Source organism: Novosphingobium sp. BL-S-24 (genome assembly GCF_055521575.1).
This window is the reverse complement of sequence record NZ_CM145488.1, coordinates 2,097,365-2,123,115: the sequence shown is the minus strand read 5'-3', so window position 1 is coordinate 2,123,115 and position 25,751 is coordinate 2,097,365. Positions and strand designations below refer to the sequence as shown.

23 protein-coding genes and 1 tRNA gene are annotated in these 25,751 nt (G+C 63.1%); 14 read left to right on the top strand and 10 right to left on the bottom strand.

From position 1 onward, the window contains the following. Window positions 1-400 precede the first annotated feature (400 nt). The gene (locus ACZ1JM_RS15525; protein WP_465133268.1) at window positions 401-1,054 is read right to left on the bottom strand and encodes a DNA -binding domain-containing protein; all 654 of its coding nucleotides are present in this window, start codon (window positions 1,052-1,054) and stop codon (window positions 401-403) included. Next, window positions 987-1,211, bottom strand: a complete 225-nt coding sequence (locus tag ACZ1JM_RS15520; RefSeq protein ID WP_465133267.1) for a transcriptional regulator domain-containing protein — start codon at window positions 1,209-1,211, stop codon at window positions 987-989. Before ACZ1JM_RS15520 ends, ACZ1JM_RS15525 begins: the two co-directional genes overlap by 68 nt. A gap of 188 nt (window positions 1,212-1,399) precedes the next feature. Here ACZ1JM_RS15520 and ACZ1JM_RS15515 point away from each other — a divergent pair, with 188 nt between their 5' ends. The 7 genes from ACZ1JM_RS15515 (at window position 1,400) to ACZ1JM_RS15485 (ending at window position 7,025) form a co-directional block, all read left to right on the top strand. Further along, a complete protein-coding gene (locus ACZ1JM_RS15515; RefSeq protein ID WP_465133266.1) occupies window positions 1,400-2,152 on the top strand; it encodes a helix-turn-helix transcriptional regulator in 753 nt (250 codons plus the stop codon). A gap of 57 nt (window positions 2,153-2,209) precedes the next feature. Then, on the top strand, window positions 2,210-2,827 hold the full coding sequence (locus ACZ1JM_RS15510; RefSeq protein WP_465133265.1) for an acyl-homoserine-lactone synthase: 618 nt from the start codon (window positions 2,210-2,212) through the stop codon (window positions 2,825-2,827). A 16-nt stretch (window positions 2,828-2,843) separates the two neighbouring features. Then, a complete protein-coding gene (locus ACZ1JM_RS15505; protein ID WP_465133264.1) occupies window positions 2,844-3,716 on the top strand; it encodes a phytanoyl-CoA dioxygenase family protein in 873 nt (290 codons plus the stop codon). Continuing rightward, entirely contained in the window at window positions 3,713-4,321 is a 609-nt protein-coding gene (locus ACZ1JM_RS15500) for a GntR family transcriptional regulator (RefSeq protein ID WP_465133263.1), read from the top strand. The genes ACZ1JM_RS15505 and ACZ1JM_RS15500 overlap by 4 nt, the downstream gene beginning before the upstream one ends. 114 nt (window positions 4,322-4,435) lie before the next feature. Then, window positions 4,436-4,555 (top strand): benenodin family lasso peptide, encoded by a 120-nt coding sequence (locus ACZ1JM_RS15495; protein WP_129927693.1) that lies wholly within the window; start codon window positions 4,436-4,438, stop codon window positions 4,553-4,555. Window positions 4,556-4,575: 20 nt separating this feature from the next. Beyond that, window positions 4,576-5,286 (top strand): lasso peptide biosynthesis B2 protein, encoded by a 711-nt coding sequence (locus ACZ1JM_RS15490; RefSeq protein WP_465133262.1) that lies wholly within the window; start codon window positions 4,576-4,578, stop codon window positions 5,284-5,286. After that, a complete protein-coding gene (locus tag ACZ1JM_RS15485) occupies window positions 5,283-7,025 on the top strand; it encodes an asparagine synthase-related protein (protein WP_465133261.1) in 1,743 nt (580 codons plus the stop codon). Before ACZ1JM_RS15490 ends, ACZ1JM_RS15485 begins: the two co-directional genes overlap by 4 nt. Before the next feature lie 169 nt (window positions 7,026-7,194). Here the strand turns inward: ACZ1JM_RS15485 and ACZ1JM_RS15480 are convergent, their stop codons facing one another. Further along, window positions 7,195-9,003, bottom strand: a complete 1,809-nt coding sequence (locus ACZ1JM_RS15480; protein WP_465133260.1) for a hypothetical protein — start codon at window positions 9,001-9,003, stop codon at window positions 7,195-7,197. Between the two features lie 342 nt (window positions 9,004-9,345). On the opposite strand from ACZ1JM_RS15480, the gene ACZ1JM_RS15475 reads away from it, so the two are divergent. Together ACZ1JM_RS15475 and ACZ1JM_RS15470 are read left to right on the top strand one after the other, a co-directional pair. After that, window positions 9,346-9,948 carry a hypothetical protein gene (locus tag ACZ1JM_RS15475; protein ID WP_465133259.1) on the top strand — a complete coding sequence of 201 codons (603 nt, stop codon included), beginning with the start codon at window positions 9,346-9,348 and terminating at the stop codon, window positions 9,946-9,948. Further along, window positions 9,945-10,979 carry a radical SAM protein gene (locus tag ACZ1JM_RS15470; RefSeq protein ID WP_465133258.1) on the top strand — a complete coding sequence of 345 codons (1,035 nt, stop codon included), beginning with the start codon at window positions 9,945-9,947 and terminating at the stop codon, window positions 10,977-10,979. The genes ACZ1JM_RS15475 and ACZ1JM_RS15470 overlap by 4 nt, the downstream gene beginning before the upstream one ends. 285 nt (window positions 10,980-11,264) lie before the next feature. On the opposite strand, the gene ACZ1JM_RS15465 is transcribed toward ACZ1JM_RS15470, so the two are convergent. The 4 genes from ACZ1JM_RS15465 to ACZ1JM_RS15450 all read right to left on the bottom strand — a co-directional run bounded on the left by ACZ1JM_RS15465 (window position 11,265) and on the right by ACZ1JM_RS15450 (window position 17,721). Continuing rightward, on the bottom strand, window positions 11,265-13,385 hold the full coding sequence (locus ACZ1JM_RS15465; RefSeq protein WP_465133257.1) for an Atxe2 family lasso peptide isopeptidase: 2,121 nt from the start codon (window positions 13,383-13,385) through the stop codon (window positions 11,265-11,267). Continuing rightward, window positions 13,379-15,949, bottom strand: coding sequence for a TonB-dependent receptor domain-containing protein (locus ACZ1JM_RS15460; RefSeq protein WP_465133256.1), 2,571 nt, complete (start codon window positions 15,947-15,949; stop codon window positions 13,379-13,381). The genes ACZ1JM_RS15465 and ACZ1JM_RS15460 overlap by 7 nt, the downstream gene beginning before the upstream one ends. A gap of 100 nt (window positions 15,950-16,049) precedes the next feature. Next, window positions 16,050-17,039 (bottom strand): FecR family protein, encoded by a 990-nt coding sequence (locus ACZ1JM_RS15455; protein ID WP_465133255.1) that lies wholly within the window; start codon window positions 17,037-17,039, stop codon window positions 16,050-16,052. Next, window positions 17,032-17,721, bottom strand: coding sequence for an RNA polymerase sigma factor (locus tag ACZ1JM_RS15450; protein ID WP_465133254.1), 690 nt, complete (start codon window positions 17,719-17,721; stop codon window positions 17,032-17,034). The genes ACZ1JM_RS15455 and ACZ1JM_RS15450 overlap by 8 nt, the downstream gene beginning before the upstream one ends. Window positions 17,722-18,081: 360 nt before the next feature. Here ACZ1JM_RS15450 and ACZ1JM_RS15445 point away from each other — a divergent pair, with 360 nt between their 5' ends. Continuing rightward, window positions 18,082-19,257 carry a hypothetical protein gene (locus tag ACZ1JM_RS15445; RefSeq protein ID WP_465133253.1) on the top strand — a complete coding sequence of 392 codons (1,176 nt, stop codon included), beginning with the start codon at window positions 18,082-18,084 and terminating at the stop codon, window positions 19,255-19,257. 10 nt (window positions 19,258-19,267) lie between these two features. Here ACZ1JM_RS15445 and ACZ1JM_RS15440 read toward each other — a convergent pair whose 3' ends face one another. Together ACZ1JM_RS15440 and ACZ1JM_RS15435 are read right to left on the bottom strand one after the other, a co-directional pair. Next, a complete protein-coding gene (locus ACZ1JM_RS15440) occupies window positions 19,268-20,491 on the bottom strand; it encodes a tyrosine-type recombinase/integrase (RefSeq protein ID WP_465133252.1) in 1,224 nt (407 codons plus the stop codon). Between the two features lie 162 nt (window positions 20,492-20,653). Then, a tRNA-Leu gene (locus ACZ1JM_RS15435) sits at window positions 20,654-20,740 on the bottom strand. A 248-nt stretch (window positions 20,741-20,988) separates the two neighbouring features. Here ACZ1JM_RS15435 and ACZ1JM_RS15430 point away from each other — a divergent pair. The 3 genes from ACZ1JM_RS15430 (at window position 20,989) to ACZ1JM_RS15420 (ending at window position 22,713) form a co-directional block, all read left to right on the top strand. Continuing rightward, window positions 20,989-21,963 (top strand): complex I NDUFA9 subunit family protein, encoded by a 975-nt coding sequence (locus tag ACZ1JM_RS15430; RefSeq protein ID WP_465133251.1) that lies wholly within the window; start codon window positions 20,989-20,991, stop codon window positions 21,961-21,963. 144 nt (window positions 21,964-22,107) lie between these two features. Continuing rightward, window positions 22,108-22,371: a DUF2171 domain-containing protein gene (locus ACZ1JM_RS15425; RefSeq protein ID WP_465133250.1), complete on the top strand. Its 264-nt coding sequence runs from the start codon at window positions 22,108-22,110 to the stop codon at window positions 22,369-22,371. A 114-nt stretch (window positions 22,372-22,485) separates the two neighbouring features. Further along, the gene (locus tag ACZ1JM_RS15420) at window positions 22,486-22,713 is read left to right on the top strand and encodes a DUF2171 domain-containing protein (protein WP_465133249.1); all 228 of its coding nucleotides are present in this window, start codon (window positions 22,486-22,488) and stop codon (window positions 22,711-22,713) included. 178 nt (window positions 22,714-22,891) lie between these two features. Here the strand turns inward: ACZ1JM_RS15420 and ACZ1JM_RS15415 are convergent, their stop codons facing one another. Then, window positions 22,892-24,775 carry a ribonucleoside-diphosphate reductase subunit alpha gene (locus ACZ1JM_RS15415; RefSeq protein WP_465135095.1) on the bottom strand — a complete coding sequence of 628 codons (1,884 nt, stop codon included), beginning with the start codon at window positions 24,773-24,775 and terminating at the stop codon, window positions 22,892-22,894. Between the two features lie 716 nt (window positions 24,776-25,491). Here ACZ1JM_RS15415 and ACZ1JM_RS15410 point away from each other — a divergent pair. Then, window positions 25,492-25,737, top strand: coding sequence for a GlsB/YeaQ/YmgE family stress response membrane protein (locus ACZ1JM_RS15410; RefSeq protein ID WP_465133248.1), 246 nt, complete (start codon window positions 25,492-25,494; stop codon window positions 25,735-25,737). The last annotated feature ends 14 nt before the right edge of the window (window positions 25,738-25,751 follow it).

Here is a 25,751-nt window from a genome sequence, read left to right as displayed (position 1 = left end):
CTACGGATTATCTGGTCAACGGAAGTACGGATCGGTTGCATCTGCGGAGTATCGACATCGCTCAACGCGAGGTTGGCATCGTGGCGAATCTCGCGGCCATGTTCGAGCGCTGGCAGGCGGAGCATCCACTCGTTACCGGGTAAAATCCGCCGACGGCACGCTTCCACCCGCCGTGCGGCATGACCTGACGATCTCCACGACACTGGCGATCGCTGTAGCCGCGCCAGCGATCGTTACCGCCAGGCCGAGACCCGGCCCCGCCGGGACTCGGTGGCGAGGCGTCAGAGCGCCAACGCATCTGATGCCGGAGCCATAGAGCGCGGTCGCGCCGAAGGGCGCAGCCCAGGGCGCGAGGCGCCCGTCTGAACCGTCCTCGCCAACATCCAACCACCGCCCCACATCACCGTCCGCCGCGCATCAAGTGCCGGTATCCGCCGCGCGCCATGCCGCGGGCGTCGCGGACCAGCCGGCGGACCCGCGAGCGCAGCGAGTCCGAGCGATCGGTCCAGTCCGCAGCGACCCGCTCGGTGCCGAACAGCACCATGCCGATTTCGCGCTGGCTTGCGCCGTCGCCCAGCGCATCGTGGACGCGCAGCATCGCGATACCGCGTTCGATGCGGGGATCGCACGGGAACAGCGACCGGGCGAAGCGCCCGTGCCGACACAGATCGATCAGGCGGCGCAGCGGCAGTAGACGGGCTTCGGCAGAAGCAAACCCGTGCAGCCGAAAGTGCAGCATGACCGCCGCTTCGCCGGCCAGCCGGCCTTCCTCGATGTCGAGCCGGATATGATGCCAACCGTCGGAGAGCACCGCATGTTCGCACCCCGCAGTATCGATCGCGACCGTGAGCCAGGGCTCGATCCGCTCCAGTGGGAGGCTGCCGGGGTCACAGGGATCGGCAGGGAAGGCGCTGACGCGCAGCGTTCCAGGATCGAGATCGGCATGCCAGATGATCCGCGCCTCGGGTGCCGACCGGGCCGGATCTTCAGCGAAAGTGCAGCCCCCACGCGCGCGGATCCGGGCTGCCGCGGGTAACGCTGCTCGCCCGGGCATGCCAGGCTATGTAATCAGGATCGCGACGCAACCACTCCCACATGAGCCCGGTGCGATCGATACCGCGCAGCCGGGCATAAGCGTTTCTCTCGCGCCACGCCTGCTTCAACGTCACGGGCCGAAACCCGCGAACGGCGCGGGGGCATGGATGCTGCATCGCACAAGACAACTTCTGCGCGCCTGCCCAACATGATATGACACTTCAATGACAGGAGTCGCCCGGCGACGGCTTGAGGCCCCGCCGCCTGGCCCATAGGACCAAGAAAGGGCGACCGCCGGGATCCGGGCAGCACGAGACCCCGCCGACGGTCGCGACAGGACCAGATGCCTTATTCGGGCATGGCGATGCAGCTTGCGCGCATCGTCGAAACGGTCGGCAACGCGGACGAGCTTGCGGCGGCCATGGCCGCCATCAGCGGGGAGCTGGGCTTCCAGTATTTCGCGCTCAGCCATCATGTCGATGTAGCCACGGCGGGTGACGCGGCGATCCGGCTGCATAATTATCCGCGGCGTTGGGCGGACTATTATGACGAGAACGCCCTGGGCGTGAGCGACCCGGTGCATCGCGCCAGCCATGTCACCAGCATCGGCTTTCCCTGGTCGCAGATGGCGGCGATGATCCCGCTGACGCCGGGCGACCATCGGATCCTGGCACTCGGCCGCGCCCAGGGTATCGGCGACGGCTTCACCGTTCCGGCCCATGTTCCTGGCGAAGCGCGCGGTTCCTGCTCCTTTGCGAGCGAAGCGGGCCGGCCGCTGCCGCACGTCATGCTGCCGATGGCGCAGCTCGCTGGCAATTTCGCGTTCGAAGCGGCGCGCCGATTGTGGATGGGACGCGGCGGGCTCTTGCCGCGTCCGGGGCCGGCACTGACCGACCGGCAGCGCGACTGCGTCCTGTGGGTTGCGCGCGGCAAGGGCGACTGGGAGATCAGCCGCATCCTGGGGATCAGCGAAGAGACAGTGGCCCGGCATATCAAGCAGGCCTGCGAGCGCTACGGCGTGAACAAGCGGACATTGCTGGTGATCCGGACGCTGTTCGACGGAACCCTGACCTTCTCGGATATCTTCCGCCGTCGCTATGCCCCTTTTCGGGCATAGCGCTGCGACCAGCATCTCGCCCACCCTCGACCGATCACGGCCAAGGGAGCAAGAGCCATGCTGCATATCCTGCAATCCGCCCCGCCGTCCGCGTCGGACGCGGCGCTGCGCGCGATGTTCGCCGCGCGCAAGTCGGTCTTCGTCGACCTGCTCAAATGGGACGTCCCGGTCCTCGACGGTCGCTATGAAGTCGACCAGTTCGACGATCTCAATGCCACCTATCTGATCCTTGCCGAACCCGACGGGTCGCATCTGGGCTCGGCGCGCCTGCTGCCGACCATGCGCCCCCATATACTCGACAGCCTTTATCCGGGCCTTTGCGAGGGCGCGCCGCCGCGCGCCGCGGGCATTTTCGAGATCACCCGCTTCTGCCTCGATCGCCGGCTGCGCGCGGCCGAGCGCCGTGCGGTGCGCGACACGCTGGTGACCGCACTCGTCGATCACGCGCTGGACCACGGCATCACCGGCTACAGCGCGATCGCCGAAATGGGCTGGTTCCAGCAGATCCTCGCCTTCGGCTGGCGCTGCCGTCCGCTCGGACTGCCGCAAGTCGTTGATGGCGCGATGCTGGCCGCACTGCGCATCGACATCGCCCCCGACACGCCCGGCCTGCTCGCCGCGGCGGGCATCCAGGCGGCACCGGCCATCCGGGACAGCCAGCGTATCGCGGCTTGAGAGAAGGAGAAGGACAATGATCGACAGGATCGACGACGAGATCGCCCGCAGCGCGCGCGACCTTCTCGACCATGGCTGGTGCATCCTTCCCGATGCGCTGCCGCCCGCGCAGCTCCACTCGCTCGACGATGAACTGGCGGGTGATTTCGCGGCGACGCCGTTCGGCCAGGGTGGTTTCTACGGCAGCACCACCAAGCGGTTCGGCCGCCTGCTCAGGCGCGCGGCCGGTGCCGCGGCGCTGGTCCAGCACCCGCGCATTCTCCGTATCGTCGAGGCCGTGCTCGCGCCCTGGTGCGAGTGCATCCAGCTCAATACGACCCAGGCGATCGCAGTCCATCCCGGCGCATCGGCGCAACTGCCGCATCGCGACCAGGACATGTGGCGTGGGCCGATCGGCGAGATCGAATATCTCGTCAATGTGATGTGGCCGCTGACCGATTTTACGGAGGAAAACGGCGCCACGCGTGTCTGGCCGGAAAGCCATGGCCCGAACGCACTGGCCGAGCCGGATGGCGCGCCTCTCGCCGCCGAGATGGCTCCCGGCGCGGCGCTTATGTTCCTCGGCTCGACGCTCCACGGCGCGGGCGCAAACCGCACGCGGGAGGTGCGACGCGGGATCGTGATCGGCTATGCACTGGGCTGGCTCAAGCCCTATGAAAACCAATGGCTCGCCTATCCGCCCGAGGTCGCGCGCGCGTTCCCGTCCGATCTGGCGGCGCTGGTCGGCTATCGCCAGCATCGGCCCAATCTCGGCAATTTCGAGGGGCAATGCCCTTCGGTGCTGCTGGGCGGTCGCGCGGACCAGCCGCTTGGCGCCGTCGATGCGCTGCGGCCCGACCAGCAGCTGCTGGTGGATGCCTATGCGCAGGAACAGCGAGACGCGCGGTGAATGCCGGGGCGACCGCCGAACGGGTCCATCAGGCGCTGCGCCTCCGGATCATGAGCCGCGAATTCCGGCCGGGCGACCGGCTCGACCCGGCGGTGCTGGCCGCGCCGCTCGCCGCGAGCGTCACGCCTGTGCGCGACGCGCTCCACAGGCTGACCGGCGAGGGTCTTGTGGAGACGCGTACCGCCGGCGGCTTCCATGTCCCTGCGCTCGATGAACCGGGCCTTGCGGATCTCTACGATTGGTCGGCCGAACTCGTCCTGCTTTCCATCAACGCATGGCGACGCCCAGCCGAACTTCCACTCTTTGGCGACCTCGCGGACGACGCGGCATTGGCCGACCGGACTGCGGCGACGTTTCTGGCCGTTGCCCGCCATTCCGCCAATCGTGAGCATGCGCTTGCGCTCGACCGGCTCAACGCCCGCCTTCATGCCGTCAGGACCGTCGAAGAGCATGTGCTCGAAGGCACACACGCTGAACTGCAGGCGCTGTGGCAGGCCGTCAGGACCGCCGAACGCAAGCACCTGAAAACCCTGTGCCGCAGCTATCATCGCCGCCGCCGCCGCGCTGCCGCCGACATCGTGCGGGCCGTCTACCGCGCGGACTGACGCCCGCCGCCCTGCCAAACAAAATCGATATAGAATCCGTATAAAGTTCGGATAGCCAGCCGCCCTCCATAGTCTGCCATGGCTGCATTTCGCAGCAGGACGAAGGAGTGCATCATGGAACGTGAAGACGAAGTGATCGACCTCGGCACCGCAAGCATCGAAACCAAGGGCGGCGCCGGCCTGGTCATCGATGCCAAGAACGGCCAGCAGCTCTTCGGCATTGCCGACGACTGACGGCGTCGGCGCGCGGTCCCATGGGATCGCGCGCCGATCTGGGCTGCGATCCTGGGCGTTCGATCATGGGCTTCACCCTTCGCAATGGCATCTCCTTCTGCCGCGTCGGCGACCGGGTCATCTTTCTCGATATTGAGGCAGACCGGTATTTCTGCCTGTCGCGAAGCGCCGAGCACAGCTTCCGGGCGCTGGCGGATGGCGCGACCCCACCGCCAGACGATGCGCACGTCCGGGGACTGCTGGCGCGCGGCGTGCTGATGGCGTCGGCGGCTTCGCCGGCACCAGCCGCCTGCCCCCCGATCGTCATGCCGCAGACAAGTATCCTCGATCTCGACCTTCCGCTGCCTGCCTTCGCGGGGACGACCAGCGCTCTCTGCTGCCTTGCCGCCACGCGCGCACGATTGAAGATGGCAGGTCTCGGCCGGACCCTTTCCTGGCTGTCGACCCGCAAATCGCGCTTGCCGACATCCCGTGCCCTGCCGGTAGGACAGGTAGAACGGATCATGGCCGGGTTCGTTTCGGCGGCGCACCTTGCCAGCCAGATCGACCTCTGCCTTGCGAACTCCATCGCGGTGGCATCGCGAATGATCGCGAAGGGAATACGGCCCGATGTCGTGCTGGGAGTGCAACTCGGACCATTCTCCGCCCATTGCTGGGTTCAGCATGAGGACCGGCTCGTCAACGACCGCATCGACATGGTGCGGACCTTCACCCCGATCCTGGTCTTATGACGGGGCGACGCTTTCTCGCGCTGATCGCGACCACCGCCGAGCCGCTTCCTCCGGGGCGGATCGATAGCGCGCGCAAGGCTGCGGCATCGCTCGTGCCGCTGATCGCAACCGACCGCTTCATGCTGTGGAGCGACCACCGGCACGGGATCACACAAGCTGTCAGCCATGCGATAGTCGGCGAGCTGTTCGATCGCGGCAGCACAAGGCCGGAAACCGCGCTTGACGATGCGGCCTGGACGGCGATCGCCCGGTCGCGGAGCGAGACGCTGATCGAACGCTACTGGGGCAGCTATGTAGCCTTCACGACCGAAGACAGGGGCATGGCGGTCGTACGCGCACCGATGGGCGATTTGGGATGTTACCATGTCCGGGTCGGCGGCGTGCTCCTGGTCGTGTCCGATCTCGCCCTGCTGCGGGAACTCGGATGCCGCTTAAGCGTCGATCGCGGCGCCCTTGCGCGTCACATCGCCTATCCCGAATGGCGGCGCAGCGAGACCTGCCTCGACGGCGTGGAGGAACTGTGCGGCGGCGATCGCCTGCTCGTCTCGGCGAACGGGGTAGAATGCGAAACATTGTGGTCGCCCTGGGCCTTCGTCGCCCGAGACCGGATGATCGACGATCCCGGGGAAGCGGCTCGCGCCGTGCGCAACGCGGTGCATCTTGCCGCGCGCGCCCGCGCTGCCGGCCATGATCGAGCCGTCCTGCTGCTTTCCGGGGGCCTAGATTCGGCGATCGTGGCCACTAGCCTTAAAGCGGCAGGCACCGAGGTGATCGGCCTCAACCTCGCCGGCGATGACGCCGCAAGTGACGAGAGGCGCTATGCCGAGATGGTCGCCCGGTCTGTGGGCATCGAACTGCTGACGCGGACTTTCGACGCAGACCGCATCGATGTCCACCGCTCGGGTGCGGCACATATGCCTTATCCGGTGCATCGCTGCTTCACGCAGGCGCAGGACGCGGTCGCGGCCGAAACCGCAGAGCGATGCGGAGCCGATATCCTCCTCGATGGCGGCGGCGGCGACAATGTCTTCTTCGCTTCGCGCACCGTCTCGATCCTCGCCGACTGCCTCGCCACCGGCGGTCTGGACAAGCGATTTTGGAGCGCCGCGCGGGCACTCGGCGACCTGGGCCAGACCGGGACTTGGGCACTGGCTTGGCGCGCGGTGCATCGCGCCTGGTTGCGCTCGCCAGCCCCGCGCCAGCGGCCGGCGGTCGCGTTTCTCTCTGATGCGGCACGATCGATCGTCGCCGAGACTGTCGCGCACGCCTGGTTCGTGCCGCCGGATGGTGTCCTGCCCGGCCGTGCGAGCCACGTCGCCCTGCTCGCCCCGGCGCAGAATCTGGTGGAGGCGATAAATGCCCAGGCGCCGCAGGAGGCGATTTCACCGCTGGTCTCGCAGCCCGTGGTGGAGGCGTGCCTGCGTGTTCCGAGCTGGCACTGGCTCGCACCGGGACGGGATCGGGCAACCGCGCGCCGCGCCTTCGCGCCCGAACTCCCACAAGAAATCATTGCGCGCCGATCGAAGGGCACGCCCACCGGCTTCGCCGCGACGATTTTCGACCGGCAGCGGCAGGCTATCCGCGACATGCTGCTCGGCGGGCACCTGGCCAACTTCGGTCTTGTTGACGAAGCCAAGCTCACGCAGGCGCTGACAACGCCCGGCCCGGTCCGCGATCTGCGCTTCGTACGGATCATGGAATTGGTCGACGCCGAAGCCTGGGCAGCGGCGCAAATGTGAGGACCGCGACCCTCTTCGACGGTTAGGCGTCTTCTTGAATGCGGACCTAACGCTTAGCCATTCATCGCTGTCCTGATCGCCTGGGTCTGGGACTTTGCTGCCGTTCATGGCCGTTTAGTTATAGGGAAGCTTTTCATTCAGAACCTGACCGTCCCCCGTCAAGAGCTGGTCAGGCCGGCGCGGCCTCCTCTAGCGGCTGGACCGCTGCGACTCTACCTTCCTCGATCATCAACCTCATCCTGAAAGGACGCTGCAACGCTGACCGCGCTTCCTCGCTCTCTTTTATTCCGGCCATAATCCGGCCGCCCTCCTCGGCCAGTTTTGTGAGGAACTCGTCGCCGGTTTGCATGATACCCAGCTTGCGACTGTTCATCGCGCTCGCCGACCACAGCGACGAGGCTTTCCTTAGCTTCTCGCGAAGGGCTGCATCCATCCGGCGAAGTCGGTCACCCGACTCCGTCAGCTCGTTAAGCGAGGCCACGATGTCATCGCGGCGGCGCTTCTTCGTGATCTCTCCGTCCGGAAACTCACACAGTAGCTGCCAACCTAGCGCGCGAGCCCTGACGCACAGTATCTGCTGTTCCGACAGATCGTTGAGCTGGCGTTGGTGTCTCTCAATCGCGTCCACGAATTCGGACGAGCTGAACCAGCTCCCGTCCTTCAGGTCCTGCAATTCTCGGCTCGCCTTGGCAAAGTCGTGCGCCAGATGGTCCTGAACCTCCAAGAGCTTCGCTTCGCAGTCTTCAATCCGGGAGGCTACGCCGCCCGAGTGCTCGCCGGCTAGCACGGCGGGGGCGATCTGCTCGAAGTAGCGAATGGAGCTCGTCAGGATCGCCTTCCGCCCGGCGACCTGGAAGTCGGCCACTCCGTCGACTTCCTTCTTCAGTGCCGAGAGTTTCTCGCTGATTTCAGCCAAATGCTTCTGCGCCAGAGCTACGGACGCCACGTTCATCAGCGCGGACGCGTTGGCGACCAAGGACAGCTTGTCGGCATCGAACAGGTTTGCGTGCTCCGTAATTTTCATCCCGCTCCTCGACATCGCGCGGTACCCGCCACCCTTCGCGGCCTTCATGAGCTCGCCATTGCAGACGACTTCCATGTATCGCGTCCCCGTAGCGCCCGCGATCTCCGCAGCGGTCCCCAAAGCCGGGACCGCCTGCACGAGGGAATTGAGCCGACTGACGCCGGCGTCTTCCGCGTCGCCTATTCTGCTCCATGGTCGACCGTATATGTCGGGAACGTCGCGCATCGTAAGCAGTCGCACGCCCGCGTCGTCGTGCAGCTCGAGCGAGGTTGTGGAGGCTTCGTCGGGCTTATCGACCGGTGCCACGCCAATCTCCCCTGTAGACGGTCGTTTCGCCTCGTCCGCGCCCGCTCGCCCTTCCTCGAGGAACTTGCGGCGAAGGAACGCGACGTGAAGGGCGCACGGCACGGTCACCTTGTAGCTTGGGTCCAGCAAGCTGATGCCGAGGACTGCCAAACCAGGGCCGGTAAATAGGGTGGTCGCGAGAGCGGCCGCCCCACTCCGTGCATACGATGCCTTCTCGGAGGTCTTTCCGAGAGCGGCCTCTCGAGCAGCACCAGCGAGCAGGTCCCGCTCCGCCGGATCGAGCGAGCGCCATCGCTGCTCCAAAAAGATGTCGAGAAGATTCGCCTCGTTCTCAACAGTCCGACCCTTCTCGTAAGGAACACTCAGCTTCCAGCAGACATCGGCCACGATCTCATCGTAGGATGGTCCCTCGCCACCACGACCGAGGTTCATCAGCGAGTTGCCGCCGTAGAGCCGCAGCTCGTCGCCGATCAGGGCATGATACCTTCGATGGTTAGGGTGATGGCGTTTGTATTCGTCTTTGACCTCCAGAAAGTTCGTGAGCTTCGCGGTGATGATCTTCACCAGTGGCTCGAGCTCCTCGTTCGTCGCGAGCGATAGGACGGCGTAGAGGTCGCCGCCGCGCAGCCGACCGAGCATTTCCGTCATTCCCCACGTTCCCCCTTTTCGATGCACCATCGCAGGATGAATGTATGGGTCGTCGCCGAGCCACTGGCAACCAGACAGCTCAGGTCCCGACTGAATGGCGGGTTCTTGGCAAGCCAGTCGTTCGCGCGTCATTCTATAGATGACTTGGATTGGTCGACCGCTGCCGGCGCGTTTTGGGACGAAGCCGCCATTCTCACTAGACGGTTGTAGCGACGGGTTCCGCCGGAAGCGGTCATAGCCACCCTGATCGGCGACTTGAGGTCTCGGCAGGTTGACTTTGCTCTGCTCAAGGTAAGTATGTTACTACCTATCTTATTGGTGAGCCGTTTGGGGGGCAGTCATATGGATAACGATCAACGGGAAAAGCTACTCGATCTTATCGACAAATTGGGGACGTCGAATGAGGCAAAGGCCGCGTTTATAGACCAACCAATCACTATGATCAAAACAACGCTAGGCATACCGGCTGAACAAGGCTCTGATAACTTATCGGACGCGAACCGTCTTCTTCTCTCTGTTATAAGCAACCCTGCCTGCGTGGACAATCTAACGCGTATCGCCGCAGCGTGCCAGTACGGCGACATTTCTCCGTCTCAAGCCCGAACGCAGGTGATTGACGTTGTACGCGACAACGCTCCTCCTGACCTGCAAGACGAAATTGAAGAATGGAGAAAGCGGCAGATCAGCCCAGAAGTGGAAGAGATAATCCGTAAATGGGAAAAGGACGGCGTGCTGCCCGGCTATGACCCCCCTAAGTGGGATCCTCACGGGCCTGACCCGGTTCCCGACTCATTGGTCATCGCAAACCCCGTGGTCGCGGTAGATTCGCTCGCAGTGGTTACAGCTCTCGCAGTTGTGCACGCAGAGTATGTTTTTTCCGGTCGGTCGCGCAATCATCCCATCGGTGATATCAGAAGCTTCGCGAATGCCGTCACCAAGCCATGACGCGGCTTCTCTATCAGCCAAGCACCCTCTCCGTGATGCCTACAAGGCAGTGCACGGCTCAGTGCGATGACTGCGGCACCCAAAGCAGTCCTCATGTTCGAGAACGGCTAAGCCTAGGCTCCATTCTCGAAGCAGTAGAAGTGGCAGCCCGCCAAGGCTTTTCAGTAGTGGTATTCACCGGAGGAGAGGCGACGTTAAGGAAGTCGGATCTGTTGGCCGGCATTGCCGCCGCAACCAATGCGGGTCTTACGTCACGACTAGTGTCCAATGGGTGGTGGGGGAAGACCGGCAAGCTTGCCGAGCGTACGGTCTCCGAGCTCAAGAAAGCGGGGCTTGTAGAAATCAACTTCAGTACGGGTGATGAGCACGTCAAGTTCGTTCCCCTGAACCACCTTTATAGCGCGATAGGAGCGTCGTTGGATCACGGATTGGATCCGTCGATCATGATCGAGAAGAAGGCGCAATCGACGTTGAGCGCGACTGCTCTTCAAAAGGATGAGGCATTCCAATCCGCAGTTGCGGACCGGAAGGATAGAGTATCGCTTTTTGAAAGTCCATGGATGCCGCTAGACCACAATATGGTCTTCGAGTATCCACCTGACACGTTAGTAAATAGGGAAAACATTTCAAGAAGGCAGGGCTGCGATAGCCTTTTCTCCACGCATACGATCCAGTCAGATGGCCGAATCACCCTGTGTTGCGGGTTGGGAGTTCGAGGCATCGCTGAACTTCAAGCAGGGAGGATCGGTGCGGACTCTATCGACTTTGAAGTTATGGCGGAGGCTGCAGAGGCCGATCTGACCAAGCTTATGATACGTGAATTTGGCCCGGAACGGCTTCTGATGCGCTTGGAGCAGTTGGAGCCCAGCATTCAATGGGAAAATATGTATGCACATCGATGTCAAGCGTGCTCGAGGGTTTTTCAGGATCCGGTAGTCGCGAGGACCATAGATATGAACAAAAGCGCTTTATTGCTGGAGGTCTCATCTAATATCGTAATCAACCAGCTCGCTCGATCCAGCGTAGGTTGAGCGTGGAAAAAGCTTGCAGTTTGTTTGCCACTGGCTGTGCTCCAATGATGAGTTAGCGAACGGCGGCTTTCGGGGTCGACCGATTGTTTGGCGAATGCCCGCAAGAGGGGAGTATTGGTCTCCGACCGCTCAACGGAACGGGAATGACGCGTTCCATTAAAAGTAGCCATTTACGCGCCGGTCGTGGAATGACCATCTATGGTCGGGCGCAGTCATATGATTTCCCTCAGAAACGGATGCCCATGCGATTTTCTGCCCTCGCTAGGTCGGACGGATATCAGCAAGCTAGCGGACTGGAACCGGCTCAGGTGAGGGCTGCGCACCGGATCGCATGGCGCGCCATCGGCGATATTGCGCGATCTTTGCGGCATCCGAATCCTCCCGTCCCTGAAGCCAGAAGGAGAACCAGTCCAGGTTACGCTCATAGACGGCGCGCCGGTGGACCGGCTGCCATTTCACGTGGAATTCGTCGGGATAGACATACATCTCCACCGGCTTGTTCTGCTCGTGAAGGGCGCCGAAGGCTTCGAGCGCCAGCCGGTACTCATTGTCGGCGAGTTGCATGAGCAGCGGCGTATCGATCCGGGCAGCATTACGGGCCAGCGACATGTCGCGCCAGAAGCCTGGATGGTCCCGGGTAGCGGGCGGATAGCCCATCCCGCGCAGCCACTCTGCCCAGGCGATGCCGCCATAGGTGGCCGTTGTGTTGGGTTCCATGCAGCAGGTACTGAGCGCCGCGGCTGCGAAGGCTTTTGAGTTGATCAAGGCGAAGGCAACGGTTGAAGCGCCGTCACTCAGGCCCGTGATGCCTACGCGCGCCGGATCGATGTCGCCACGTTCAACTGCCATGCCCACGCCGGTGAGGACCGAGGAGAGGAGACTGCGGCGTTCACCCCAGTCCTTCTGGTTGGCGGCATTGATCTCATACCAGGTCTTGAGCTGGGGAAAGGCCGCCGCGAAGAAATTGGGCCGCTCGGTACTGAGGACGGCAATGCCGCGCTGGGCGAGCAGGAAGATCGGATAATCGTCGCCGGTGCCACCGCGCAGAAAGCCGTCGCTATGATATTGTACGACGACCATCGGCAGTTTCTCTCCGGGCTTGTGCCCCGGCGGCAGGACCAGGTCACCCCATGCTTCCAGGCCAAGATCGTTCCGCCATCGGAGCCGAGTGACGGAACCCAGGCGAATGCCGTAAAATTCGGGATTAGGTTCGAAAATGGTGCGCACCCTGCCGTTCGCAGTGTTGATGGCAACCACCTTGCGAGGCGTGCTGCTGTCTTCGCGGGTACAGACCAGTTCGGCACCAGCCATCATGCAGCCGTGCAGCACGTCGGTCGTGCGCAACAACGCGGTGGGACGGGCAGCGCCGGGTCGCCAGCGATAGAGCGCCATCGCTTCCTTGGCCCAACCTTCCCGGCGCAGAATGAGTACCGATGCGCCTTGCCACCAGAGGGAGACGATTCCGCCTGCACAAGCCTCGGCATCGCAGCGCCGACTGCTGTCGCCGTTCGTGACGACGAGCCTCGCGGGCGTCAGCGGCGAACTGTCCGGACGCTTGAGGTGCGCTTTGCGGCCGTCATCACTGATGGCTTCCGGATCCACCGGCATATCGGCGGGCGCGGCGCGTTCGACTGCCGCTTGCTCTGCGGCATCTGCCGGCATGATCGCGCCGGTACGCAAATCGACGGCGCTGACGTCCAGCGCCTCGGTGGCCGGGGTGAGCGGCCGCGCGGAAATCTCCGGCGAGACGCGGCGGTCGTACAGCCACCCCGACTGGCCTTCGCGATCCAGTTCCGCCTGCACGGCCGCCGCGCCTTTTCGCGTGCCGTAGAGTAGCCGTGATCCATCCTTGCTCCAGGCCACGGCTTCGACATCGATGTTCGAACGCGTGACCGCACGCGCACCGCTTCCGTCCGCCTGTGCCACCCATGCCTGCGTCACGCCATTGTCGCGCCGCAGATAGGCTAGCCTGCGCCCATCGGGCGCCCAGGACGGAACAATGGTGCGCGTGGCGCCGCTCGGCAGGTAAAAGCCGCGCTGCACGTCCATGATCTTGATGAGTTCGCCGCCCCGATCGACAATATCGGGTGGGCCGACGCCCGTCAGTCCGCTGACGACCAGTGCGCGGCAATAGCTATTCGTCGCGAGATCCGCGCGGTTGATTATATAAGCGATACGACTGCTGTCCGGCGAGACCGCGAACGGGCTTGGGCCATTGAAGACCGTGGAATCGGGATCGCCGATCTCGCGCAGCTGGATGAGGTCCGCTGCCGTAAGGTCGCGTTTCACGATACTCGATGCTTCATGCGCGGGCAGCACCTCTTCGCAGTTCGCCCACGCCGTGGCGGGAAACAGCAGGCACAAGACCACAAGGCCGAGGCAGCCCCTGATATTGGCGCTCACCATTGCCGGGTGATCCCAAAGGCGATCATCCGGCCGACCGGAGAATAATTGGTCGAGTCGTAAGGCGTATCGTAGGGTATCGACGTCGCGATCGGGTCGGGCTTGTCGTTGAAGAGGTTCTGGACCGACAGGCTGAACTCGAGGCCGCCGAGCGGTGCACCGGGCTCGACCCTGTAGCGCGCGGTGAGATCGAGCGTGGTCATCGAACCGATGCGCACGGCCGGTGTCGAGCGGGTGTCACTGACACCGCCGGTGTAATTGCCGTTGGCCGCCAGAGTGAGATTGCCGCCAGTCCATGCGACCGCAGCCTGTCCGCGCCAATGGGGCGGATTGAAGATGGTGCCGGCAAGGTCATAGGTGGGCTGACCAGCGCTGAGTTGCTGGTCGCTTTCGAGATAGGCGATGTCGAGCGACAGGCGCAGTCGCTGGTCTGGCGCAATTGCGGCATTGTAGCTCGCCAGCACATCGAAGCCCCTCGCGCGCTGGCGCCCGGCATTGAGATTGGCATTGTCGACAATCGCGACGACGTTGGCCGGATCATAGGGCACGCCGGTGATGTTGAGGAAGGTGCCCGCACTGGCGATGGCGGCCGCCTGTTGAGTTGCGCTCGGGTTAAGGATGATCTGGTCGGCGTAGATGGGATTGCTCAAGGCCTGGGCCAGCAAGGTGATCGGCGATACGATCCGGTCGCGATAGCGTACGCTGAAATAGCTGACCTCAAGGCTCGCGCCCGGCAGTGCGCGCGGATGCAGGGCAAGCGTGGTCGACCAGGTCGTCGCCTTTTCCGGCTTGAGATCGGGATTGCCACCGAGGATGAGAATGGCTCCCTCGCTTGCCGACGTCCCCGTCACACCCAACGCTGCGGGAGGAAACAGGTAGACCGCGCGCGGCTGATATTGCTGATAGAGCGTTGGCGCGCGGAAGGATTTTCCCCAGCTTCCCTTGAGGCTGATATCAGGCGTCATCGCCCATGACAGACCGAGCTTGGGCGTGGCGACGTCGCCGATGCCGGGGTAACGCTCATAGCGCAGGGCGGCACTCGCATCGATCTTGGTCATGAGCGGCAGGTGCTGGTCCGGGCCGACGAGGGGGAGACTCAATTCCCCGAAAGCGAACAGATTGTCCTGAGACGCGACGGTATTGACCGCGCTCCCGGTCCCAACGAACCGCTCGAAGCCAATGTCACGATAGCCGCCGCCAATGGCGATCTTGGCGGTCCCGCCGGGCAGGCGGAAGAGGTCGCCATTGGCATTGATCTCGACCGATTTGGCTGTGTTGCGATAATAACTGGGGCCGGAATCGCTGCACACCGTCAGGGCGCATTCGACCTGATGATAGTCGACCCGCTCCCTGCCATAGGTTCCACCAAGCGCAATCTGCCAACCGCCAGACAGATCGAGCGTAAGGGTCGGCGCGACGCCGAAGGACTTGTCGACCGAGGAGAAGGTCGCCTTGCCTTCGTCGAGATCGCCACCTGCCACCGTCGGAAATGTCAGGTCGCTCCAACGGATATTGTAGAGCCCGTCGATCGAGAAGGTCAGGCCGCTTCCCAGGTCCTGATGTCCGCTGGCAACGACGATGTGATGGCGCAGTGCCGGGTACAGATCGAGCCCCGGCGAGCGTGTCGCGGCAAAGGACCGCTGGCTCGCGCGGATCGCGCTGTTGCTGCCATATTCATAGGCTGCGAACAGCCCGCCCGATGCCCATGTGCGCCCGGCCAGCGCGCCATATTGCTGCTGGAAATCGCCTCCGTCCGTGGTTCCCGCCAAGCGGGCACTGGTTTCGAGGCCGTCATAGTCCCGGCGCAGGATGATGTTGGCGACGCCGGCCACCGCGTCCGAGCCGTAGATCGCCGAGGCGCCGTCCGGTACGACCTCGATGCGATCGACAGCGGAAATCGGGATCCCCGATACATCGACGCTCTGCCGAACTGCAGTATAGGCGAGACGGCGACCATTGAGCAGCGTGAGCGTCGCATCGCTCCCAAGACCACGCAGATTGATGGATGATCCGCCGCCAACGTCGACGCCACTGGCGTCGGGGACATTCATGCCGATGCCGGGGTTCTGTCCGCCTCCAAAGCTTTGCGGGATACGGCGGACAACGTCGCCCAACCCAGCCTGGCCGGAATCGCGGATCTCTTCCTGACCGATCCGTACCACTGGCGAAGCAATCGCGGCACCGCGCAGCCGGCTTCCCGTGACGATGATATCCTGCCGGTCATTTGTCGAACTGTCGTCACGGCTTGTGCGGGCCTGCCGTACGGCAAAGCCGCCATCGACAGACGTGTAGGCCAGCCCGGATTGGTCGAGCAGGATGCGCAGCGCTTCCTCGACGGTGTAGGAACCGTGAAGCGCCGGGGCCTGCTTGCCCGCCACGATCTTGCTGTCGACCAGCACGGTGATGCCGGATTGAAGTGCCAGCGCCTGAAGCGACGTGCCTAGATCTTGCGCCGGCACTTCAAAGGAATGGCGCTTTACGTCCTGGCTTCGCGCGACCGAAGGGCCCGCCACCAGCGCCACGGCAGCAATGCTGTTGAACAGATATCTTGCGTCAAATCGAACCATTACCCTGTGTCTCCCCCCTGGCCACGTCGTGGCTGGTTGGCGGGGAGACGCCGGGTTCTGAAAACCCACGACAGATTTTTCAGCGAAGGGTCAAAATGTCCTACGGCGCGCGGCGAAGAAGGATCACGCCCGGATCGGTTCGGTCGATACCGAGCCCGAATGTCGCCGCCACGGCCCGGGCGAACGCGTCCGGATTGCGCACCTGGAACGCGCCGGTAACCGACAAGCGGGCCAGCTCAGGCTCGGCAAGACGTATCTGGATGCGGTTGTAGCGGTTGATGGCGGCGACGGCCTCGCCGAGCGGACCGCTGTCCAGCGCCAGCATGCCGGACACCCATTGGGTTTCGGCCGGCAACGTAGGACGGGGCGTGTCGGCATTGCCCAAGTCTGCGGTCTGCCCTGCGGCAAGCGTTCGGGCTGGATGGGAGGCTGCATCACTTGTGGTGGTGAGATCGACCCGCCCCTTGATCACCGCCACCACAGGACTTCCCCTTTCCACGCTGACATCGAACAGCGTGCTTCGCGCAACGACAGTGCCGCCGGGAATCGTAACGGTGAAGGGGCGCTTGCCGTCCGGGGCAACGCGAAAGCGCGCGCGGCCTCGTTCCAGCGAGACCTTCCGCTCACTCGCGGAAAGGGTGACACGCACGCGCGTGGCGGTGTCGAGCGTGAGCTGGGATCCGTCCGCCAGCGATATGGTCCTGATTTCGCCCAGCGCGGTTTCGTAGGTCGCGGCTTGCGCCGGAGAAACCAGTTCGAGGGGGGATCCATAGCGCAGCAAGCCGACACCGCCGATCCCGAGCAGGACGACGACGCCAAGGCTGGCAGCCGCAACATGGGTGCTGTGCCGCATCAGGAATGGCGCGCGAACCAGCTTTCGCGTGCGACCGACGTCGCTGTCGGCCAGCAATCGGCTATCCTGCCAATTGTGCTCCGCCTGCTCATAGGCGATCCGATGGCGCGGATCGGCATCCATCCAGACGGCGAAGGCCCGCTCGACATCGGGTCGGGCGGGTTCCTGCCGACGCGCCAGCCAGTCCCCGGCGGCATCCCGGATAGCGCGCGGAATGGCACGAACTTTGTCAGCCATGATCGCTGAGGTGTCGCCCAAGTTGCTTGATGGCCCGGCTCATCTGCTTTTCCACGCCTCGCACGCTCAATCCCGTCTGTTCCGCGATTTCGGCGTAACTATAGCCATCAAGGCGGCAAGCGAGAAATATTTGGCGGGTCAGCGGCTTGAGGCGCAGGACGGCCTGTTCGATACGGGCAAGACGGTCGCGCGCCTCAAGCGCGGCGACAGGATCCCCGCTGCCAATTTCGACATCGTCGATCGGCACATGCTGCGACTGGTGATTGCGGGCAGCGGTGCGGGCGTGATCGCGCAGGAGATTGTGCGCGGCCTCGCGCAGATAGGCTCCGGGCGAATGGATCGCGACGGCATCGGTCTGCGCGCGGGCAACGAGCCGGGTGAAGACCTGCTGGACGATCTCCTCGGCGCGGTCGTCAGGAGCGCGACGATCGAGGAAGCGCAGGAGCCGTGGCCTTTCACTTCGGTACAATTCATCGATGGTCGGCTCCATCGATGTCACGCGATCATGCGCCGGCGGCAGCGGCTCGCCTTCGTCGATCGGCAAACGGGCCGCTCCTAGTGCAGGCCGCATGGCTTGTGGCGCAGTGCGCCGATCCCGGCTGTGGATCGCATCGATCGCATCTCCTCGCGTCTGGCGAGGCGATGCCGGCGAAAGCCGGGTGTTGAGAACATGCACGAGCACATGCGCCAACGCCTTTGGCCGCGAACGGCTTGGACATGCGCGTCGGCCACCCGGCCGCACGATGGCGGATCCATTTCATCTCGCACGAGGTTCTCACGCCTCGGCACCATGCATCGATGGCGCGCCTTGAGCTTATCGCAGGTCTTTCAAGACGCAAGCCCGGTGCTGCGCGACAAGGCGATTTAAGGCTCTGAACAGGCATAATATCCTTCAAATCGAGCAGCGTCATTGCCGATGAATTTTTCTTGTCGGGTATTTCTGAATCCGAGCGTCATGGACTGATGGCGAAACGGTTTTGGGCGGCGGATCGGCAGCTTCCGGCGTCCTCATGCATGTGGCTTTGGAGTGAAAGACTGTCCGATGGATATGCCCACCACCCCGCTGGTCCATGCATTGTTGTCCCGCACCGAACTTCATGCCCTGGTCTGGGCCGAACCTCTCTGCCACCTCGCAAGGCGCTTTGGTATCTCGGATCAGAGCCTCGCCAAACTCTGCGACCGTTTCGATATTCCGCGTCCTCGGCCCGGGCACTGGAACAAGGTCGCGGCCGGAAAGGAGACCGACGTGCCGGCCTTGCCGCCCGCAAAAGTCGGCATGGACGAGAAGATAGAAATTACCCCCCACCCCGATGGTGGTGCGTCGTCAACTGCGCACGACCCTCTTGCAGCGGCCCGCCAGAATGGCAAAGCGGTGCGCGTGGCCGATCGGCTTTCGGATCCGCACCCCATCGTTGCCGGCTGGCTTGCAAATCGAAGGGAGGCAATCGCCAGGGGCCGGCTGGTCTATGATATCTGGCCCAGCCGGCCGGTCCAGGCCGCGCCTTTCACGCCGATCGAACGGCGTCGTCTCAGGATATTGGACACCCTGTTCAAAGCCTTGGAAGCAGAGAAGATCGTGGTCGCCGAGACAGACCGGCATGGTCCCGTTGCGCGGTGCGGACAGGACGAGATCGCGTTTCAACTCAGGCCCCGGCTCAAGGAAGTGCGCCAACTCCTTACTCTCGAAGAGAGACGGTGGCATGGCTCCGGCAAGCAATACCGGCGAGAACTGGTCGAGACGGATGTGCTGGTCTTCGAGATCAAGCGCTGGTTGCCCGGCGACTTGCCCCGCGCCTGGCAGGACGGCCGCAAGGGCATGATCGAGGACAGGTTGGGCGACATACTCACCACCCTGCTTGCGGCATTCCCGATGATGGCGGCTGCGCGCGAAGAGGCAGAGGAGCGGCAGCGACTGCGGGAGACCGAGCAACGGCGCCGCCAAATCCTGGCGCAGGAGCTCAAGCTCGACCGCGACCGCTTCCGATGCTTCCTCGAGCAGGCCGGCAGATGGCGCGACGCTGAACTGGCGCGGGATTTCCTCATGGCGCTGCGCGCCGCGATCCCGGATTCTTCATTGGAAATTGGCGGCAGGCCTGCCGCCGAGTGGCTGGAATGGGCGCAAGCGCATGTGCAGGCCCATGATCCGCTCACACAGGGTTCGTGCGCTGTCTTCCGGTCGATCGCCGAAGTGACGGAGAGGAGCTATCGTGACCACTAGGCCGGGAGCCTCAGGCGCGTCGGAAGTTGGGCTTCAAGACCCTCGCGCCGTCGCGCATCTCGTCGAGCTGATCCGACCAGTACTGCATCATGCGCACGCGCTCGTCCCAATATTCGCCGCGCGTGTAGGCGCGCCTTATGGCGTTGGTCTCCATATGGGCGAGCTGGCGCTCGATGGCGTCGGGGGTGAACTTGCCCGTTTCGTTGAGCAGCGTCGCCGCCATCGCCCGGAAGCCGTGCGCCGTCATCTCCTCCTGGCTGAAACCGAGCGCTCGAAGGGCGGCGTTGACCGTATTCTCGGACATCGGGCGAAGCGGCGAGCGGAAAGAGGGAAAGCAATATCGTCCCGTGCCCGTCAGTTCCCAGAGCTGTTCGAAGAGCGCGATGACCTGCGTGGACAGCGGCACACGGTGCGGCCGACGCATCTTCATCTTCTGCTCGGGGATATTCCAGACCGAGCGGTCAAAGTCGAATTCGCTCCACTCGGCCTGGCGCAATTCGCCCGGTCGCACGAACAGATGGGCCGACAGCCTGAGCCCAAACAGGGTAATGGCGTGGCCGGTGTACCCCTCGATGGCGCGCATCAGTTCGCCCGCGCCCTTGGGCGTGGTGATGGCGGCGAGATGCTTGGCCTTGGGAACGGTCAGCGCGCCGCGCAAATCGCGGGATGGATCCATTTCGGCGCGCGTGGTGGCGATGGCGTAGCGGAACACGCGACCGAGGACGCTGCGCATCCGGCGCGCGCTTTCGTAGCGACCGGTGGCCTCGATCGCGCGGAGCACGGCCAGCGCTTCCTGCGGGGTGATCTTGGCTACCGGACGGCTGCCGATCCTGGGATAGGCCTTGGCGAGCAGCCAGCGGATCTTGCTGAGCGTGACCTCCGACATGCCCTCGCGCTCCTGCTTGGCGACCCATTCCTCGGCGACCAGCTTGAAGCTATTTTCCTCGGACAGCATCGCGCGCGCTTCGGCAAGCTTCGCTTCGTGCGAGGGATCGAGGCCGGCGGCGATCAGCTTGCGCGCCTCGTCGCGCCGCTCGCGCGCGTCGGCGAGGCCGACGTCGGGCCAGGCGCCGAAGGAAAGCGTGCGCTGCTTGCCGAGATAGGCGTAGTTCAGCCGCCAAAGCTTGCGGCCGTTCGGCTTGACGAGGAGATAGAGGCCGGCGCCGTCGGTGAGCTTGTATTCGCGCTCCCTTGGCCTGGCGCTCGTAACGGTCGTCGCGAAGAGTTTTCCCATGGCATCGGCCCGTCCATAAGGGGCCTTCGATACCATGCAGGATACCATATTTGTTCCCGATTGGTGCCGGATCAGCCCGGATTTGACCGGACGATCTTAGCACAAAAAACGGCTGAAATCAGCCATTTTTCGGACGTTCCCGGACGTCCCCGGAAGAACAAATGGTGCCCAGAAGAGGACTCGAACCTCCACGCCCTTGCGAGCGCCAGCACCTGAAGCTGGTGCGTCTACCAATTCCGCCATCTGGGCACGGTAGCAAGGGGGCGAGGTGCCTTCCTTGCTGGGTAGGAGGGCGCCTCTACGCAGCGGTTGAATGGTTGTCAACACCACATCGCCGCAACGAACTGCGTTCTTTTTCGTCTTGTTAGCGAAGCGTTGCCACGGCAGCGATTGGCGGAATGCCCGGTTGCCCCATCCACGGCCTTGTGGCAGGGGCAAATCAAGTGCTGCAGCGCGGGATTTGGTGCCGCGCGGCGACGGAAGGATCGACACTTACCATGAGTTCCAGCCCCGTGACCGACGTACCCAATTCGTTCAACGGCAAGATCGTGACCATCCTTGGCGGGAGCGGCTTCGTCGGGCGGCACTTGGCCCAGGAGTTGCTGTCTCGCGGCGGTCGCCTGCGGATCGCCAGCCGCCATCCCAAGAAGGCGTTTGCCATCAAGACGCTGGGGAATCTGGGCCAGGTTCAGTTCGTGTCCGTCGACGTACTGCGCCGCGCCTCCCTGGCCGCGGCGCTGGCTGGGTCGGATGTCGTCATCAACCTCGTAGGCGCATTCGCCGGTAATCTCGACGCACTTCAGGGCAAGGGCGCCGGCCAGGTGGCCGCTGCTGCTGCGGAGGCTGGGGCGAGCGCGTTCCTGCATGTATCCGCGATCGGAGCTGATGCAGCCTCGGACGTGGATTATGCGCGCACCAAGGCCGAGGGCGAGCAGGCGGTGCTGGCCGCATTCCCAACGGCAACGATCGTTCGGCCTTCGCTGCTGTTCGGCCCAGACGACAAGCTTGTCATGATGTTTGCCGAACTGATTTCCCGGTTTCCTGCCCTTCCCGTATTCGGCCCGCAAGCGAAGTTGCAGCCCATCTTCGTCGATGACGTGGCTGAGGCAATCGCCAAAGCGGTTGCCGCGCCCGAACTGCACGGCGGGAAGACATATGAACTTGCCGGTCCCGAAGTCATTACGATGCTGTCGCTCAATGAGCGGATCGCAGCGGCGCAAGGTCGGTCACGCGGGTTCATCGAATTGCCTGATTCGGTGTCGGGCCTCATCGCCAGCGCCACAGGGTGGTTGCCCGGCGCTCCGATCAGTTCGGATCAGTTCAAGCTGCTGAAGGCGGGTAGCGTCGCCAGCGGTTCGGCACCGGGCATGGCCGAACTGGGGGTCACCCCACGGCCTATCGGGCTTTTCCTTGACCGTTGGATGGTCCGCTTTCGCAAACACGGTCGTTTCGGCGCCAAGCACGCGGTATAACTCCCGAGCCTTCGCGGCCTGCCGCCTAAGGATTATGGCGGCGTGGTCAGGAGGGCCATTCAATCATCGGAACCGTCCCCTTCGGCGGTGCATTGTTCCTGCTGATGCGGGCGGCTTGCCTGCGGACCCGCAATGGAGGAACACATGGTCACGCCAACACCTGACAGCGAAGAAGGCTGGCAAACGCCGTTCGGCGCCATCCACAAGGGCATGAAGGTGGTGGACGACGCGGGCAATATTGTCGGCACCGTGGAAGGCTTGGATGGCGACGAACTGCTTCTCGCCGAGCACGCGAGCGGCAAGCAGCCCAGTTTCGTGTCGACTACAATGGTCGGCGGGATCGATGGCGAAACCGTGATTCTGGCGACACGTGGCGATGCTTCGTTCGGGCTTGGGGCTGAGCCATGACGGATTAATGTCAGCAGCGCTGCGAAGTGTTGCGGGCGGAGGACGAACGAAGGAACGAAGCGCCACGGCCAGCGGTTACATCGGCACATCCCCCGAGAATTTTGGAGACTGTCGATGTTTGAGAAACTCCGCATTCGTGAGCACATGGAAGTCGCCACCAGCACCGGCCAACACGTTGGTACCGTTGACGACGTGAAGGACGATCAGATCAAGCTGACCCGTACCGACAGTGCCGATGGCGAGCATCACTACATTGCCATCGAGAACGTAGATAAGATCGATGACAACCGCGTCTATCTCAAGGAAGGAACACCCGTGCCGATGGGCGCCGGCGCCAACTGATCCATCGAGCTAGGAGGTCGTTGGCGATTGCCGACGGCCAGCTGGAACCCCGGCCACCTTTGCGGGAGGCCGGGGTTTTTATTTGGCACAATCGAGACGCAAAGCGAAACTCCAGTCCAATCGAAAACGGCCTCCCGGTTTCCCGGAAGGCCGCTCTCGGTGGAACTCGTCGGCGTGCTTACTGGCAGGCAAGGCACTCGTCATAATCGGTCGTGCTGGCGGCCAGTTCGAACTTTGCCAGTTCGTTAGTATTGTCCGCTTCGACGCCGCCCGCAAACCCTGCGCGTTGAACCGACTTGGAGCGGAGATAATAGAGCGATTTGATGCCCCGCTCCCACGCTTGAAAGTGCAGCATCATCAGATCCCACTTATCGACGTCGGCGGGGATGAACAAATTCAACGACTGCGCCTGGTCAATGTAAGGCGTGCGATCAGCCGCGAATTCCAGCAGCCAGCGCTGGTCGATCTCGAAGCTGGTCTTGTAGACGGCCTTTTCGTCGATCGACAGGAAGTCCAGGTGCTGAACCGAACCACCATGTTCCAAGATCGAATTCCAGACGTTGTTGGAATCCTTGCTCTTGGTGGCGAGCAGCTTCTGGAGGTAGGGATTCTTCACCACAAAGCTGCCTGACAGCGTCTTGTGGGTATAGATGTTGGCTGGGATCGGCTCGATGCAAGCTGACGTTCCACCGCAGATGATCGAGATCGACGCCGTGGGCGCGATCGCCATCTTGCAGCTGAAGCGTTCCATCACGCCCTGATCGGCAGCGTCGGGACAAGGGCCGCGCTCCTTGGCCAGCATCATCGATGCCTCGTTGGCCTTCTGGTTGATGTACTGGAACATCTGCAGGTTCAGCGCCTTGGCCATCGCGCTTTCAAAGCCGATGCCGCGCTTTTGCAGATATGAGTGGAAGCCCATGACGCCCATGCCGACCGAGCGTTCGCGCTCTGCGGAGTACTTTGCGCGGGCCATCTCGTTCGGGGCGCGATCGATGTAGTCCTGCAGCACGTTGTCGAGGAAGCGCAGAACGTCTTCCACAAAGCGCTTGTCACCCTTCCACTCTTCCCAGGTTTCGAGGTTGAGCGAGGAGAGGCAGCAGACAGCCGTACGATCGTTGCCGAGGTGGTCACGCCCGGTTGGAAGAGTGATTTCGGAGCACAGGTTCGACGTCGACACCTTGAGGCCGAGGTCGCGATGATGCTTAGGCATCATGCGGTTCACGGTGTCGGAAAACACGATGTAGGGTTCGCCGGTGGCGAGGCGCACTTCGACCAGCTTCTGGAACAGCGAACGCGCGTCCACGATGCCTCGAACGGAACCGTCCTTGGGGCTGCGCAGCTTGAACTCGGTGCCGTCGCGCACCGCTTCCATGAACTCGTCGGTGAGCAGCACGCCATGGTGCAGGTTGAGCGCCTTGCGGTTGAAGTCACCCGAAGGCTTGCGGATTTCCAGGAACTCCTCGATCTCGGGGTGCGAAACATCGAGATAGCAGGCGGCCGAACCGCGGCGCAGCGAACCCTGGCTGATCGCCAGCGTCAGCGAATCCATGACGCGGACGAACGGAATGATGCCGCTGGTCTTGCCGTTGAGGCCAACTGGCTCGCCAATGCCGCGCACTGCGCCCCAGTAGGTACCGATGCCACCGCCGCGCGAGGCCAGCCACACGTTCTCGTTCCAAGTGGCGACGATGCCTTCAAGACTGTCATCCACCGAGTTCAGGTAGCACGAAATCGGCAATCCGCGCCCGGTGCCGCCATTCGAAAGAACCGGCGTCGCGGGCATGAACCACAGGCGCGAGATGTAATCGTACAGGCGCTGGGCATGCTCCTGATCGTCGGCGTAGGCATCGGCCACGCGAGCGAACAGATCCTGGTATTTCTCACCCGGCAGGAGATAGCGGTCGTCCAGCGTCTCCTTGCCAAAGTCGGTCAACAAGGCATCGCGAGACGTGTCCGTAACAATCGTGAAGCGACGGGCATTGATCGTCTTGGAATCGACCGGTGCCGCCTTTTTCTTTGGCTCTGCAACCAGTTCCGCCGAGGCGCTATCGGTTTTGTCCATGGCGACTGCCGGGCTGATGCCCGCCTCCTTTTGCTTGCGGGGTGCGGTGTCGGCGGAAGGGAACAATCCTTCAATCTCCGCTTGTGCCGAACCGGCGCCGCTCATTCCCGCATTATCTGAATCAGACACCTGACCGTCACTTCCGCTTCTGAAATCCATCGGTGCCCCCGAAAACAAAATCACAGTGTCGAACCGGCTTCTGGATCGTTCCGCCACCTGCCCGCCTGTTTTCGAATCGCGAGGACACAATGCCGGAGCGTAACTCAAAACAGTACAAAGGGAGAACGAAATAGTCGCCAAATTTGCCAGCACGCAGTCAACGGAAGCGCAGCCCCATCGCCCAAGGCATTCAGCGGAAGACCGCATTTCCCTAGGTGTTGGTGCCTCCGTAACGACGCGACACAACCTATAGTGCCCTTTCCTACGAAAGGTTCAAGACTAGCCGCTGTGAATTTTGTGTCCAGCAGGTCAGCCAGCGAGGGCGTGCGACGCGCGGAGAATCTTGGCCCCTCGCCAATGCAAGAAGATATATGCGGGTTCAGGACGCTATTTTTCCACATAATTTGCGTCCGTGTGACACCCACGACATCGGGCCCAATTCCACCATCATCCGCAGCCGATCTGCTATTCTCCTCCTCCCACGCAACCGCGCCGTCCCTCATTCATTAATAGCGCGTGGCGGACGGGGTGTCCGTTGAAGGGGATATGCGCAAGCCATGTTGAACATCATCAGTGCCATCATCAGCGGCCTTCTCATCGGCGTGCTGGCACGTTTCTTCTATCCCGGCTCCGTATCGATGGGCTGGATCGCGACCATCCTGCTGGGTGTCGCAGGCTCTTTGGTCGCGGGCCTTGTGACCAGCCGCGGGCGCGGCGATTTCAGCCGGGCCGGTTGCCTGGCGTCGGTCATCGGCGCGATCGTGCTGATCTTCCTTGGGCGGGTCCTGAATATCGGGTTCTAGGACCCGGCTGCCCG